This window comes from Shewanella sp. MEBiC00475, from assembly GCF_005234075.1.
GTDB lineage: Bacteria > Pseudomonadota > Gammaproteobacteria > Enterobacterales > Shewanellaceae > Shewanella > Shewanella polaris.
This window is the reverse complement of sequence record NZ_CP039928.1, coordinates 3,581,344-3,595,831: the sequence shown is the minus strand read 5'-3', so window position 1 is coordinate 3,595,831 and position 14,488 is coordinate 3,581,344. Positions and strand designations below refer to the sequence as shown.

Below are 14,488 nucleotides of genomic sequence, written 5' to 3'. Positions count from 1 at the left end.
AAACAATCGTCATTCAATCGATATGATCAGGCGGTGCCGCAACATCGCATTTTTTACAATTAAGGATCATCCCCAATTGTTGTTGCCGACCTTCTACCGTCGTCACCCAAGGGCGAACAGTCCAAGGTGGATTATGCCGTACATGTTGAAAATGGCCACAGCCTAATTCTGCTACCCAATGATGCTCTTCATCCAGATGATAACCGGTAATTTTTTGCTGCATCCTAGTTCACCCAATCTTTAATACCAATTCCATGAGCACGGTTCACACCCACAAAAAAGCCTGAACAAGTCAGGCTTTTTGAGCAATAAATAACGTAGTTTAATACTACGACATTCCAATACTAAGTTATTTAGTACGATCGCGGATATGACTTATTGAGCGCTTACGACGACGCTCCTGACTGACGGTCAATTTCTCGGTTCTGCCTTCAAACGGGTTAGCACCTTCATGGAAACGTAACTGAATTGGTGTACCAACCACTTTTAATGAACGACGGAAGTAGTTCATCATATAGCGCTTATACGAATCAGGTAGCTTCTTAACTTGGTTACCATGAATAACCACAATTGGTGGATTATAACCGCCAGCGTGAGCATATTTAAGCTTCACACGACGACCATTAACCAATGGTGGTTGGTGATCATCTTGCGACATTTGCATCACACGAGTAAGCATTGATGTACTCACACGACGAGTAGCACTGTCGTAGGCTTCTTCAATTGACTCATATAAGTGACCAACGCCAGTACCATGTAATGCTGAAATAAAGTGAATACGGGCAAAATCGATAAAACCTAAACGGCGATCAAGTTCGCTTTTAACACGGTCTTTGACTTTTTGATCAATACCGTCCCACTTATTTATCGCAATAACTAATGCACGACCTGCATTTAAGGTAAAACCTAATAAACCAAGATCTTGTTCTGCAATACCTTCGCGCGCATCGATAACTAACAAGACTACGTTAGCATCCTCAACTGCTTTCAAGGTTTTAATTACCGAGAATTTCTCGATAACTTCATTTACTTTACTGCGACGACGAACACCTGCTGTATCAATTAATATATACTCTCTACCTTCACGAGACATCGGAATGTAAATACTGTCACGGGTGGTACCTGGTTCATCATAAACAACAACACGTTCTTCACCGAGGATACGGTTGATTAGTGTTGATTTACCCACATTAGGCTTACCAATAATAGCGAGCTTAATGGGTAAGTTTTGTAAACGTTCTTGTTCCGCTTCAGCTTCTTCTTCAGTATATTCACGTTCAACCTGCTCGCCTTCTTCGTCAAGCTGGCGAACAATACCCATAGCTTCTGCATAAGGCGTTAACGCATAGTCAATCATGTTAGTGACACCACGACCTTGCGCAGCTGCCATTTGATATACTTCACCTAGACCTAAAGACCAAAACTCACCACAAGCAGAATCGGCATCAATACCATCAACTTTATTAGCAACAACAAAGGTGACTTTGTCACGGCTACGTAAATGCTGAGCAATCGCTAAATCGGCAGCCGTCATACCCGCACGAGCGTCAGTCATAAATAATACGACATCAGCTTCTTCAATCGCGGCCAATGACTGTTCAGCCATTTTGGTTTCGATCCCTTCTTCACTGCCATCAATACCGCCAGTATCAACAACGATAAACTCGTAGCCAGCTAAGAATGCACGACCGTATTTACGGTCACGTGTTAAGCCAGGAAAATCAGCGACTAACGCATCACGAGTACGAGTAAGACGGTTAAATAATGTCGATTTACCGACATTGGGTCGCCCAACAAGGGCCACTACAGGGATCATGATTTTGCCTCTAAAAAACTTTTCAATAAAAAGCCCCCGGAACACTTCCAGGGGCTCTAGTAAGGACATTATACCTTAATTAACGCAACAATAGTGCTAGCACTTATTCCGCATCAGTTTCGGTATCTTCCTCATCATTCATTTGCTCTTGTTTGTTCAAGGTAACAATTGCAACTTTACCGCTGCGACCTTGAACATAAATTTTATCACCTACTACTAAAGGCTGGCCAAATAGTCCATCGCTATCAACTTGAATACGGCCAACTATTTTGCCACTATTGCGGTCGATAAAATGCAAGTAACCTTCAAAATCACCGACTACAATATTATTATCTAGCACTGCAGGAGAGGTTAATTCACGATTTTGAAGTTCCGTATTACTCCATAACTCTAAACCATTACGGCGATCGACAGAATAAATACGGCTATGGTCGTCGACTAAATACAGGCCAATGCCTGCAGCTGCTAACTCATTAAAACTTGAATATTTACGCGACCAAACCACACGACCACTGCGAAGCTCCATAGAGACTAAATTACCATTGTAACTAGCAACATACAGATTTTCGCCCAAGATTAATGGCGTCATATCAATATCAGCCATACGGGTAAACTCATTGGCACCTGTAGGAGTAAAAACAGCTTGTTCCCAAGCCGCTTGACCATTGCTTTTAACCACAACGGCAACTTTGCCATCTGCAGTGCCTACAAAGAAACCACCCGCTTCATATGCCGCAGAGCCCGTACCCCGTAAGGTAAGGTTTGGTAGTTGCATTTCAAATGTCCATAACTTTTCACCGTTATCGATATTAAATGCTTCAAATGCGCCTTTACTGGTATTCACTGCAACAACATCTTCTGCCACTGTCGGTGCCGATAATAATTCGCCATTTGCTTGTGCTGACCATACGACGTCACCCGTTGCTTCATCAAGGGCGACTAATAAACCAGTTTCACCACCAACAAAGACTTTATTACGAGCAGCTGTAACACCAGCCGCTAAACGAACACCTTTGGTTTTGGTTTTAAGCTGCTCTTTAAAAGCATCATTAAAATCTTGTTTCCATAACTCATCACCCGTTGTTTCGTCAAATGCAACGACAACACCACTGCGGTCAGCAACAAACAATTTTCCATAACGAACCGCAGGACGAAGCTGCGAGTAATAATCGCCTACACCATCGCCTACACTAGTATCCCAGCTAATTTCTGGAAACACGGTTGCTTGAATATCAACAAGTTCAGTTACAGGCTCTTCTTCAACATCACTTGAAGAGCAAGCAGACATAAGAGCAACACTTAACCCAACGGCAAGTAGATTTTTACACCACGACTTCATCGGCTAAATTCCTTATGCCTTGTTTAGATTGTCTAACTTCATGGTCAACGCTGGACTGGTTAGTGCACCACCATTATCCACTGCTGCTTGATAAGCTAATTTGGCTTTATCCAAATCACCTTGACGCACTAAAAAGTCGCCTTTTAATTCTTCACGTTGTGAAGAAAACGCTTTGTCCGTTACCTGTTCTAGTGTGGCTAATGCCATTCCTAAATTGTCTTGTTCAGCTTGAATTCGCGCTAAACGGATCATCGCTACCATATCCAAACCAGAACCAGGTTTTGCGGCTATCACTTTAGTAAATGATGCTTCTGCTTTCGCTAAATCACCGGCTTCCACGGCTGATTTTGCGACCATCAGTTCGAGCAACGATTGATAACCTTGTGAATCATGTTCTGTTGCAAAGCTTTCTGCTTGAACCAATAATGCTGCAGGATTAGTCGACTGTGCCACAATAGTCTGGAATGACTCTGAAGCATCTTCAGCAGCGGTTACTTTCATATCGGAATAAGTATTCCAACCATATAGACCACCAAGGCCTACTACGGCACCAATGACTATAGAAGCACCATAATCTTTCCAGAACTGCTTGATAGCATCTACTTGTTGTTCTTCTGTGCTATAAATTTCCACTTGCACTTCCCCTTTAAAATCAGTTCTTAAATCAGTTCTGCTATTTTAGCTACGAGTTCAGCACGCGTAACCAATAGTTGTTCGTTGTTTGTTCTTAACGGCTTAATAGCGACTTGATTATTGGCTATTTCGTTTTCACCAATGATCAACGCAAATTGTGCACCACTTTTATCAGCGCGTTTCATTTGCTTTTTAAAGTTACCACCACCGCAATGGCTCATGACTTTAAGCGTTGGCAACTGTTGACGCAACTCTTGAGCGACTTTAATCGCTTCAATTTCGCAATTATTACCCATTGCTGTGACATAAACATCCACTTCGGAAGCTATATCATTGGTCAGTTCAAGGGTTTCAAGCAGGAGCACAATGCGCTCAAGTCCCATAGCGAATCCAACTGCCGGTGTATCTTTCCCACCAAGTTGGCCGACTAAACCATCGTAACGTCCACCCGCCAATACGGTACCTTGAGAGCCCAAACTAGTGGTAACCCATTCAAATACAGTACGGTTATAATAATCTAAACCACGTACTAAACGTGAATTAATGGTGTATTGGATGCCTACAGCGTCTAAGAGTTCACACAAAGTTGAAAAATGTGTCTTGGAGTCTTCACCCAAATAGTCCATCAACGCAGGTGCATCGCCTAAAATGGCCTGTACCTGTTGATCTTTACTGTCTAACACTCGCAATGGATTTGAATACATCCGGCGTTGGCTATCTTCATCGAGTTTGTCTTTATGTTGCTCTAAAAAAGCAATTAAGGCATCACGATAAGCAGCGCGCTCCGCAGAGTCTCCTAGGGTATTTAGTTCTAATGCGACATGTTCTTTAATGCCTAACTGGTCCCATAAACGGGCAGATAACATTAAGACTTCAGCATCTATATCGGCACTGCCGATACCATAGACTTCGACACCAAATTGGTGGAATTGACGATAACGACCTTTTTGTGGTCGCTCATGACGAAACATCGGTCCCATATACCATAAACGCTGTTCTTGGTTATAGAGTAAGCCGTGCTCATTACCTGCGCGCACTGTTGAAGCAGTCCCTTCAGGACGCAAGCTTAAGCTGTCACTGTTACGGTCTTCAAAAGTGTACATTTCTTTTTCAACAATATCAGTAACTTCACCAATAGAGCGCTTGAAAAGATCGGTACTTTCTACAATAGGGGTACGAATTTCGCTATAGCCAAATGCACTTACGGATGAACGCAATACAGCTTCAACTTTTTGCCATAAAGGACTTTGCGTTGGCAGAATGTCATTCATGCCGCGAATAGCTTGGATTTGCTTTGCCACTGTTAACGGGTCCAATGTTTGAATTAGCTCGCGCTAATAAAATGTAAATATGCCTTCAACATCCACAAGGTTTACGTTGCGATGCAAAGGATTAATGATTATTCGGTTTTGTCGGTAATCGCAATACGATTGGCCATCATACTCGCTTTTGCACGGATTTTAGCTTCTAAACCATCGATAATGTTTTTATTGTCAAAGCGCTCTTTTTGACGCACTCCGTCATCATAATAACCGCTCTTGGCATAACCACCCGTTAAGCCGATATCAGACACTAATGCTTCGCCAGGGCCATTGACAACGCAACCAATAATAGAGACATCCATTGCGGTAGTAATATCTTCAAGACGACGTTCAAGTTCATTGACGGTACTAATGACATCAAACTCTTGGCGCGAGCAAGAAGGACAAGCAATAAAGTTAATCCCACGACTACGGATCCGTAAAGACTTTAAAATATCAAAACCGACTTTAATTTCTTCAATTGGATCGGCAGCCAATGAAATACGTATAGTATCGCCAATACCTTCAGCCAATAACAAACCTAAACCAACAGCTGATTTGACAGAGCCGGCGCGCAAGCCACCCGCTTCTGTAATACCCAAATGTAAAGGTTGGCGAATTTGTTTCGCAAGTAAACGATATGATTCAACGGCAAGGAAAACATCAGAGGCTTTAACACTGACTTTAAACTGGTCAAAGTTCAAACGGTCTAAAATATCGACATGACGCATTGCTGATTCTAATAATGCTTCTGCCGTTGGTTCGCGATATTTGTCCATTAAATCTTTTTCAAGCGATCCGCCATTAACGCCTATGCGGATAGGAATGTTTTTATCACGAGCACACTCAACAACACTGCGAATACGTTCTTCATTGCCAATATTGCCTGGGTTAATGCGCAAACAATCAACCCCATATTCAGCCACTTTAAGCGCTATACGGTAATCAAAATGAATATCAGCAACTAACGGCACATTGACAGACTGCTTGATAATCTTAAAAGCTTCAGCTGCATCCATCGTTGGCACAGAAACACGGACAATATCTGCACCGACCTTTTCTAATGCACGAATTTGCGCCACTGTGGCTTCAACATCAGTGGTTTTAGTGTTGGTCATCGATTGCACTGCAATCGGTGCACCATCGCCAATAGGCACGTTGCCCACATAAATACGTGTGGATGGTCTGCGAATGATTGGGGATTCGTTATACATGCAAATATGCTCTACTGCTGTTGCTAAAGCATTATGACGCTTTAGGCAGGGTTAATCTTGCGACTCGACCATTGACAAATTCAGCTAAACTGACCTTTTCGCCATCGAGACTGATACTGGCAACTTGAGGCGCACCAAGAATCACTTTAAAAGGTTTTTTACCACTGACTTCAATTCGATATGCGGCACTCTTTACACCGTCAACCATCACTTTGCCATTGGCATCTGTCACGTTAACCCAACAATCACCGGAGAGTTCGATGGTTAATACACTTTCTACACCGTCTACATTGGTATCGGTTGATGTTGTAGATGTGGAGTCGGTATTAAGTGTATTAGTCGATAATACTGTAGCGGCACTCGCCGCGTTTTGCGCCGTTTGGATAAGTTTATCTTCGGCCTCTATTGCAGCATTATTAGCGCTATCAGAGACATTATCACTACCATCATGATTCAACTCATTAACGTTGGGTGTTACAGCTTCACTGCTCATAATTTGGTGCGGTTCAAGCTGGTTACTTCCGGCAGCAATTTCTTCAACGGTTGGTTTTGAAAAATCTACATTAGTTAATAACGAGGACTTTTGTACCCACCATAAGACTAACAACGCAATTAATACCGCAACAATCAAGTAAGTCACTAAATTAAGACGGCTATTACGCGCTTGATGAGTGGTTTTGCGTGAAAAACTTTGCATTGCTGGTGCTACAATTTCAGGCAATTGATGGCTTAAACACTGCTGAATTTGGCTTATGTCCGCATTGACAATGCGAGCATAATTTTTAATATAACCTCTAACATAAGTCGTGGAGGCAATATTAACGAAAATATCATTTTCAAGATCATTAATGATCTTGGGGCGTAAATGCAATTGGGTTGCTACGGTCTCAATAGAGATACCTTTTGCTTCGCGAGCCGCTTTTAAAATGGCGCCAGCAGTAACAACATCTTTTAACAACGACGCATTTCCAGCGTCTTGTTCTTCTTCGAATTCTTTAGTCATTAATTCAAGTTAGCTCTATAATTTTTGGCTTGTGGAGATGCAGGAAACTTCGCAATTAATAAAATGCCAAATCGTTTTACGGCCTCTACATCATTCGCCGCCCGCTCAATCTTAATCCCTAAGGCTAAACTTTCTGCTGATTCGCTAGCAACTTGATGGTATCTTGCAAGTAGCTCGCGCGCATTGCCGTAGTCAGCATCTTCCATGGCTAACTCGGTTAATTCTAGTAATGTTACTTTCCGTCTTTTATCATACTTTAACGCCATATTAAAATACTGTCGCGCTTTTTCTTTATTACCTGCTTTACGACTGCATACGCCTAAGTTTTCATAACTCGATGCTGTGCGGGTATAATTAGGTGTTTCAATTGCAGCAAGAAACATTTTTTCAGACTCAACAAACTTATTTTGCTGGCATAAAAAAACCCCAAAATTATTTCGCGCATCGCCTGTCACATCATCTAGGCTAATGGCTTTTTTGTATGACGCTTCTGTTCGTTCAACATCACCAACGGTTTGATAATAATATGCCATGGCCATATGTACTTCACTGATATTCGGCGCATATTCAACGGCTTTATTTAAATTGTACTTTGCTTGTTCACTATTCCCACGACCTAGGTAAGTGAGTCCAAGTTGCATTCGTTCTCTCGCAGCCCCCTGCCTATCAAACTGACGTTCCGCTACAGGGGTATCTGTACCACTGTAAGTACGTTCAGTCACACAAGCAGTGGTAGACAAGGCGATTAAGGTAAACAGACAAACTTTCTGCATTCCGTGCTTCATTTATAAGCCTATTATCTGTGCAAACAACAAGTTATTCCATTGTGACTGAAATCTGACTCTGTTGCATTTGTTTTTTTGCTAAACGTTTTGTTCTATCACGGATATCACCAGCTAATTGACCACAAGCAGCATCAATATCATCACCACGTGTTTTACGCACGATGACCGTTAGGCCATATTCCATCAATACTTTAGAAAAACGATCTATACGTGAATTAGACGAGCGACCGTAAGGAGAACCAGGATACGGGTTAAACGGAATTAAGTTAATCTTACATGGAGTATCTTTCATTAACTTTGCAAGTTCATGCGCTTGATCTGTGCTGTCATTGATATGGTCAAGCATCACATATTCGACGGTCACGCGGCCGCGATTTGCATTCGACTTTTCCAAATAACGACGAATACCCGCTAAAAATTCTTGCAGTGGATATTTTTTATTCACAGGAACCAGCACGTCACGCAACTCATCATTAGGCGCATGAATACTTACTGCTAGCGCAACATCAATGGCATCACCTAATTTATCAAGTGCTGGTACCACGCCAGAAGTCGATAACGTCACACGACGTTTAGATAAACTAAAACCAAAGTCATCTAACATAATGTCCATTGCAGGAATAACATTGGCAAGGTTTAGCAAAGGTTCGCCCATGCCCATCATTACTACGTTTGAAATAGGACGATCGCCAGTGTCTTTATGGAAACCTAAAAATTGTGACACTCGCCAAACTTGACCAACGATTTCAGATACCGTTAAGTTACGGTTAAAACCTTGCTGACCCGTTGAGCAGAAGGTACATTCTAAGGCGCAACCAACTTGTGATGATACACACAAGGTCGCACGGTCTTCTTCTGGAATGTAAACTGTTTCAACTTCTTGGCCTTGGCCAACATTGATAGCAAATTTAATGGTGCCATCATTAGATTTTTGAAAACTAGCAATTTCAGGTGCTACTATTTCGCATCGCGCAGCTAATTTCCCACGCAACACTTTGTTTATGTTGTTCATCTCTTCAAAGTCACTGACGCCAAAGTGATAGATCCACTTCATTAACTGATCGGCACGAAATGGTTTTTCGCCCATCTCGCTGAACAACGCTCGCAGTCCTTTACGATCAAGATCTAATAAATTGATTTTCTTTTCACTCATCTGCCTAACCTCAAAACTCAAACACCAAAACCTGTAACAGGGCGGCGAATTATACAGATGCTTACCAAGATTAGCTAGTAATCAAAGTAGTCTTGTTATTACATTAAAATCCAAACTCTAAGGTGATTTGGCACCCCATATTCATAAAACAATGTTAGAATCGTTTTCCAATGAAAGAGGGAATTTATGAAGCAACGCTACACGTTAACCTTGGCCCACATTAATGATACCCATTCCAATTTTGAACCCAGTCCAGTTCAGTTTAGTCTCGAGAATCAACAACAAATCTATACCCTCGAAGCGCATTCTGGTGGTTACGCGCGTTTAGGTTATCAAATTGAACAAGCTAGACAACAAGCAATAGCCAAACAATCACCTTTTCTTTTTTTACATGGCGGTGATAGTTTTCAAGGCACTTTGTACTTTAGAGAATTTAAAGGTGCAGCCAACGCCCATTTACTTAACTTGCTAAAACCTGATGCTATGGTGCTCGGTAATCACGAAGTCGATGCCGGTAACAGCCCTGTTCAAGCCTTTCTAAACCGTATCGATTTTCCGGTATTAGCCGGTAATATGGATTTAAGCCAGGAAGACCGCCATAAATCAGGCCGACTTTATGGCCATCCAATGCTATACGATTTTGATGACTCTACTGAAACGGCCAAAGTATTAATTAAACCATTTCATGACACTAAAATAGCAATAATTGGTATCACATTAGACCAAATGCGCTTAATTGCTAGGCCCGATCCCGATACCCACTTTGTTAACGCCATAGAAACTACGCAACGAACAATACAACGTTTGCAACAACAAGGTATTTATCACATTGTTGTACTCAGCCATTTAGGCTTAGATCAAGACCGGGAGCTCGCGTCAAAAGTTGATGGAATAAGCTTAATTGTAGGCGGGCACTCACATACACTTCAAGGTGAACTAAGTGATATAGGTTGGAGTAATATCCCGTATGCCGAAACAATCAATTCAACCCCCATTTTGCATGCAGGGAAATACGCAGAAACCATTGGTTTAGCGGATATATGTTTTGACCAGAACGGTAATGTTATCGAATTGTTAGGCAACAATTATTTTATGATCGATGAACAAATTACAGTAACGACTAAAGAAGGTAATACCACCGACAGCACTACCGCAGCAAAATTAGTAACACAACTTTTTGCTCATCCCTGTATTAAAGATGCACAATATGATGAAGTTATTCACTCTGTCATTCATACTCAATATAGACCATCTTTAGATGCGATAGAAAACCAAATTCTTGCTCATATTCCACGCGACTTTGTCCATACTCGCTTACCGAGTAAGCACTTACCCCATGGTAGTGAAATTGCACCTTGGGTAAGTCGAAGTATGTATAAAGCCGCTAAAAATATTGAACCCGCTATCGATTTTGCATTACATAATGCGGGTGGTGTTAGGCAGTCATTACACAAAGGTCAATTATCATTAGCTGATGTTGTGGGCCGAATTTTGCCATTTGAACTGCCACTGACCTTGTATAAAATTCAGGGTAAATATGTTATCGAAGCATTAGAGTCATCGATAAACTCCGCAACCAATAATGGCATAATGGGCACTGGCGCAGGTAGTTTCCCCTACCCTTATGGTTTGCGTTATTTTTATGATGGCAAGCAAGCTAAAGGTCTGCGGATCACTCAAATTGAAATCTACAAACAAGATCAATGGCAACCACTACAACCGAACCAATTATACCTAGGCGTATCAAGCTCTTATACTGCAGCAGGCAAAGAAGGATATGGAGCATTACTCCATGCCCATTGGCAGCAACCGATTAACAACCAAACATTACCAGAAGCTTTTATCGATTTTGTCAGTCAACATGGGCGTGTTATTGATGGACTACTGTTTGCAAACGTCAATTATATTAGCCATCATGATTAAACGATAAATTCATACCTTTTAACACTTAACAACCAACTGCTAACACCTATCAGCTGAAAGACAACAATAATTCGCGGTAGATCACAGACCACGATAAGCAGAGATGGTTAAATAGTGCAAACGTAAAATTTATTTGTTTGTTAACAACTCTTTTTAGGCAAAATAGGAATACATACATGAAAGCTAAATTAATTGCATTTGCTGCCGCTGCCACCTTGGCTTTAGGTGTTTCTTCTGCATGGGCTCAAGGCGCTTTACACCAAGCTGAAGTTCTCGACACCATGAATAGCGGTGGTTATACCTATGTTCAACTTAAAGAAGCTAACGAAACATATTGGGCTGCGGGTCCACAAACTGAAGTAAGCAAAGGCGACAAAGTAGAAGTTTCTGAACAAATGTGGATGAATAACTTTAAAAGCTCTAGCCTAAACAGAACATTTGATAAAATCATGTTTGTTGGCAATATTGATAAAAAATAGTTCGTTTTATTGATAAAACCTTACATAATTGACCAATCTTAGCGATTGGTCTTTTTTTATGAACAACTCAATCAAACAATCAAAGCACATTGTTGATTTTTCTGCGTCATATGCAATTCAAATCAGTCAGTTATATCACACTGCGGTACAAGGTATTGTTCACCCAAGATATCCAAAACTTAAACTCAACGTATGGTCATCGGCACCACGTTCAGCTAAATTCTGGCAACAACAATACAAGCGAAATAAAGCATGGGTAATGCTAGACAACCAACAGGTGATCGGTTTTATTAGTTTAGAAACCCATTTTAAATACCGAGGCTACATCGACTGCCTATATGTGCATCCAAACTATCAGCACCAAGGCGTAGCCAGCGCACTCTACAAACACCTACAACACTGGGCACTACAACAGCAATATCCGAACCTAACGGTTGATGCATCATATTTATCCAAAGCGTTATTTGAAAAAATGGGCTTTATTGAGCAACATACAAACTATCAACAAAAACGCGGGCAAATGTTCACCAGTTTCTACATGAAAAAAAATATCAACAGACTTTCGATAAAAACAGCAACTGCAATAACGAAAGATAACAATCGAACGCTGAGCTTACGGAACTAGTGGTAATAACCTAGATACTAGAGCGGACTTCGCCCTGCAAGATCCTATAAAAGCGGTAACTGCGATGATAAGCTGTCAATAAGCGCAGCGCTCGTTATCACTCTTAACGTCCCTGACGATTTAAAAGCGGTTGTAGCATGTCTTCCAGTCCATTAAGCTTCACTTCATACATTAATGCCAGTTGCTCACCGAGTTTCCCCTCAGGGAAGCCTTTAGAATGAAACCACACCAAATAAGGCTCAGGCAGTTGTAGTAGCTTACGACCAGCATATTTTCCAAATGGCATGGTTTGATTAATCGCTTCTAATAATTGTTGCTCATTCATTATTTCCCCCCACTGCTTTATTTTCAATAATAAGAGTGTATCACGCTGTTAACTCCAAAAATTCCGTTTAAACACCAAACACCACTTATATCAATTTGAAATATAAAACATGTAGATAAAACAATAATGGCATATAAGTGTTTTCAAGAAGCCTTCCCTATCTGCTCATTTTCAAACTTTAGAACATCTAATCACAATATGAACATTTTAAGTAATTATAAAGTTTAACTTTTCAATAACATTGACGCGTCCAATACTCAATTGTCAATTTATTGCCAAACAAACTCTTTAGTCAATTAAACATCTAGGTGACATTAATAAAAAAGCGTCAAAAATCAGCTGGTTGACGAAATACACTTCAGTATTTACAGTTATGGTAAATATTATATTCAGTTAAGCAAAGAGTCTGATAAGGAGGGATGTGTAGATGATCATTTTAGTCGGTGGTGAAAAAGGCGGAAGTGGAAAAAGTTGCCTTGCGCAGAATATTGCAGTATTCCTAACCCATGAAGCACAAGCATGCGTGATCATGGTAGATTGTGACCCACAAAGAACTACATCGGACTGGATCCAAACGCGCAACAATAACCCCAAATTACCCGCAATAAACTGCGTTCAGCTTTACGGAAAAATCCGCAATGACTTACTCAGCTTAGAACAACATTATGATTACGTTATTGTTGACTGTGGTGGCCAAGATAATTTAGCTCTTAGAGCCACCATGTCAGTGGCATCACATGTACTAATGCCACTAAGGCCCAAACGACGTGATTTAAAAACCGTCAGCCATATGGACGATATTGTTGCCACTTGTTTGATGATTAATCCAAAAATGAAAGCGTCATTTGTAATCACTCAATGTCCTAGTCTGCCTAATCAGGCAAGTAGAATATTAGAAGCAAAAGACGTCTGTCGTACTTATGATATCAATGTATTAAAAGCGGTTAATTACAGTCGCAATATTTATGATGACAGCGAAGAGTCGGGATTATCGGTATTTGAATTAGAACCCAAAGGTAAAGCCGCTGCAGAAATGCGCAATATTGCCTGCGAATTACTCGACATTACCGATGCAAAGCAACTTATTGAACAGCGCAATATCGCATCTAACGTGACGACATTGAGAGGAAATTATGGGACTAGCCGATCTCAAGAAAAACGCTTCGTTATGTAAAAAAACCAACAATATTGCGGTTTCGATTGATGACTTTATTGCTGCGGCCGATTTATACGCCGCCGGTCAAAAATGTCCTCAAAATGAAGTAAAGCAAACAATGATTGCAACCGACGCAGATAATCAAACCAATATAATCGATTTTTTACAACGTAAACACCCACAGCATATTGAGTTAATAGAATCAGCGAATAATGAAAAGAAACAACCTTATAAACGCTGTACGTTTACCTTAAGTGAATCAGCAATACATCAACTATCGATACTGAGCCAACAGGGTCAAATAGCAAAATCAAAACTCATCAGGCAATTGATTTCACGATATTTCAATTTGTCTCCACAACAACAAAAAATGTTAGAGGCTCATTTTACAGATTAGTCAGTATTGTAGATTAGCTGTAAAAAATATCAAAAATTATATTTAAAACAAAAAATATGCACCGCTTTTCTCCCCCCTTCACTGGCTGCAAATATGACATTAATTTTGTTAGCCAGTGTTTTTATTACCCCAACGCATAAGCCCACTAGCCTCACCCTCTGCTATTTAGTTTTCACGAAAGCTTGAATTTGTTCATTCACTACCCCATTAATCACTAATGAAATAAAAACAGTCATCGAATAAAACAACTAAGTCATGCTCAAACTTGTCATCTCAGATAATACCTAAGATTAAGATTGGGGCAGCAATCTTAACGCCTCTTCAACTATCAGGACACTT

The 14,488-nt window shown here is 40.8% G+C and carries 15 protein-coding genes; 5 read left to right on the top strand and 10 right to left on the bottom strand.

From position 1 onward, the window contains the following. Window positions 1-13 precede the first annotated feature (13 nt). From FCN25_RS16055 to FCN25_RS16015, 9 genes are all read right to left on the bottom strand, one after another. Window positions 14-223: a DUF3565 domain-containing protein gene (locus FCN25_RS16055; protein WP_137226425.1), complete on the bottom strand. Its 210-nt coding sequence runs from the start codon at window positions 221-223 to the stop codon at window positions 14-16. A gap of 126 nt (window positions 224-349) precedes the next feature. Next, window positions 350-1,816, bottom strand: coding sequence for a ribosome biogenesis GTPase Der (gene der, locus FCN25_RS16050; protein WP_137226424.1), 1,467 nt, complete (start codon window positions 1,814-1,816; stop codon window positions 350-352). Window positions 1,817-1,919: 103 nt separating this feature from the next. Continuing rightward, window positions 1,920-3,155 carry an outer membrane protein assembly factor BamB gene (bamB, locus tag FCN25_RS16045; protein WP_137226423.1) on the bottom strand — a complete coding sequence of 412 codons (1,236 nt, stop codon included), beginning with the start codon at window positions 3,153-3,155 and terminating at the stop codon, window positions 1,920-1,922. 12 nt (window positions 3,156-3,167) lie between these two features. Further along, a complete protein-coding gene (locus tag FCN25_RS16040) occupies window positions 3,168-3,788 on the bottom strand; it encodes a tetratricopeptide repeat protein (protein ID WP_137226422.1) in 621 nt (206 codons plus the stop codon). 26 nt (window positions 3,789-3,814) lie between these two features. Continuing rightward, a complete protein-coding gene (hisS, locus tag FCN25_RS16035) occupies window positions 3,815-5,089 on the bottom strand; it encodes a histidine--tRNA ligase (protein WP_137226421.1) in 1,275 nt (424 codons plus the stop codon). A gap of 98 nt (window positions 5,090-5,187) precedes the next feature. Then, on the bottom strand, window positions 5,188-6,303 hold the full coding sequence (ispG, locus tag FCN25_RS16030) for a flavodoxin-dependent (E)-4-hydroxy-3-methylbut-2-enyl-diphosphate synthase (RefSeq protein ID WP_137226420.1): 1,116 nt from the start codon (window positions 6,301-6,303) through the stop codon (window positions 5,188-5,190). A 31-nt stretch (window positions 6,304-6,334) separates the two neighbouring features. Continuing rightward, window positions 6,335-7,306, bottom strand: a complete 972-nt coding sequence (locus FCN25_RS16025; RefSeq protein WP_137226419.1) for a RodZ domain-containing protein — start codon at window positions 7,304-7,306, stop codon at window positions 6,335-6,337. After that, entirely contained in the window at window positions 7,306-8,091 is a 786-nt protein-coding gene (gene pilW, locus FCN25_RS16020) for a type IV pilus biogenesis/stability protein PilW (RefSeq protein ID WP_137226418.1), read from the bottom strand. Before pilW ends, FCN25_RS16025 begins: the two co-directional genes overlap by 1 nt. Before the next feature lie 31 nt (window positions 8,092-8,122). Next, a complete protein-coding gene (locus tag FCN25_RS16015; RefSeq protein ID WP_137226417.1) occupies window positions 8,123-9,244 on the bottom strand; it encodes a bifunctional tRNA (adenosine(37)-C2)-methyltransferase TrmG/ribosomal RNA large subunit methyltransferase RlmN in 1,122 nt (373 codons plus the stop codon). 186 nt (window positions 9,245-9,430) lie between these two features. On the opposite strand from FCN25_RS16015, the gene FCN25_RS16010 reads away from it, so the two are divergent. From FCN25_RS16010 to FCN25_RS16000, 3 genes are all read left to right on the top strand, one after another. After that, window positions 9,431-11,167 carry a bifunctional UDP-sugar hydrolase/5'-nucleotidase gene (locus FCN25_RS16010; RefSeq protein ID WP_137226416.1) on the top strand — a complete coding sequence of 579 codons (1,737 nt, stop codon included), beginning with the start codon at window positions 9,431-9,433 and terminating at the stop codon, window positions 11,165-11,167. A gap of 176 nt (window positions 11,168-11,343) precedes the next feature. Next, a complete protein-coding gene (locus FCN25_RS16005; protein WP_137226415.1) occupies window positions 11,344-11,646 on the top strand; it encodes an NrfJ in 303 nt (100 codons plus the stop codon). A gap of 58 nt (window positions 11,647-11,704) precedes the next feature. Then, window positions 11,705-12,271 (top strand): GNAT family N-acetyltransferase, encoded by a 567-nt coding sequence (locus FCN25_RS16000; RefSeq protein ID WP_254693661.1) that lies wholly within the window; start codon window positions 11,705-11,707, stop codon window positions 12,269-12,271. Window positions 12,272-12,374: 103 nt separating this feature from the next. On the opposite strand, the gene FCN25_RS15995 is transcribed toward FCN25_RS16000, so the two are convergent. Next, window positions 12,375-12,596 (bottom strand): DUF3820 family protein, encoded by a 222-nt coding sequence (locus FCN25_RS15995; RefSeq protein WP_137226413.1) that lies wholly within the window; start codon window positions 12,594-12,596, stop codon window positions 12,375-12,377. Window positions 12,597-13,023: 427 nt separating this feature from the next. Between FCN25_RS15995 and FCN25_RS15990 the strand changes: the two genes are divergently transcribed. Both FCN25_RS15990 and FCN25_RS15985 read left to right on the top strand, forming a co-directional pair. Then, complete coding sequence (locus tag FCN25_RS15990) at window positions 13,024-13,770, top strand: AAA family ATPase (RefSeq protein ID WP_137226412.1); 747 nt, start codon at window positions 13,024-13,026, stop codon at window positions 13,768-13,770. Next, the gene (locus FCN25_RS15985) at window positions 13,730-14,149 is read left to right on the top strand and encodes a hypothetical protein (protein WP_137226411.1); all 420 of its coding nucleotides are present in this window, start codon (window positions 13,730-13,732) and stop codon (window positions 14,147-14,149) included. The genes FCN25_RS15990 and FCN25_RS15985 overlap by 41 nt, the downstream gene beginning before the upstream one ends. Window positions 14,150-14,488 lie beyond the last annotated feature (339 nt).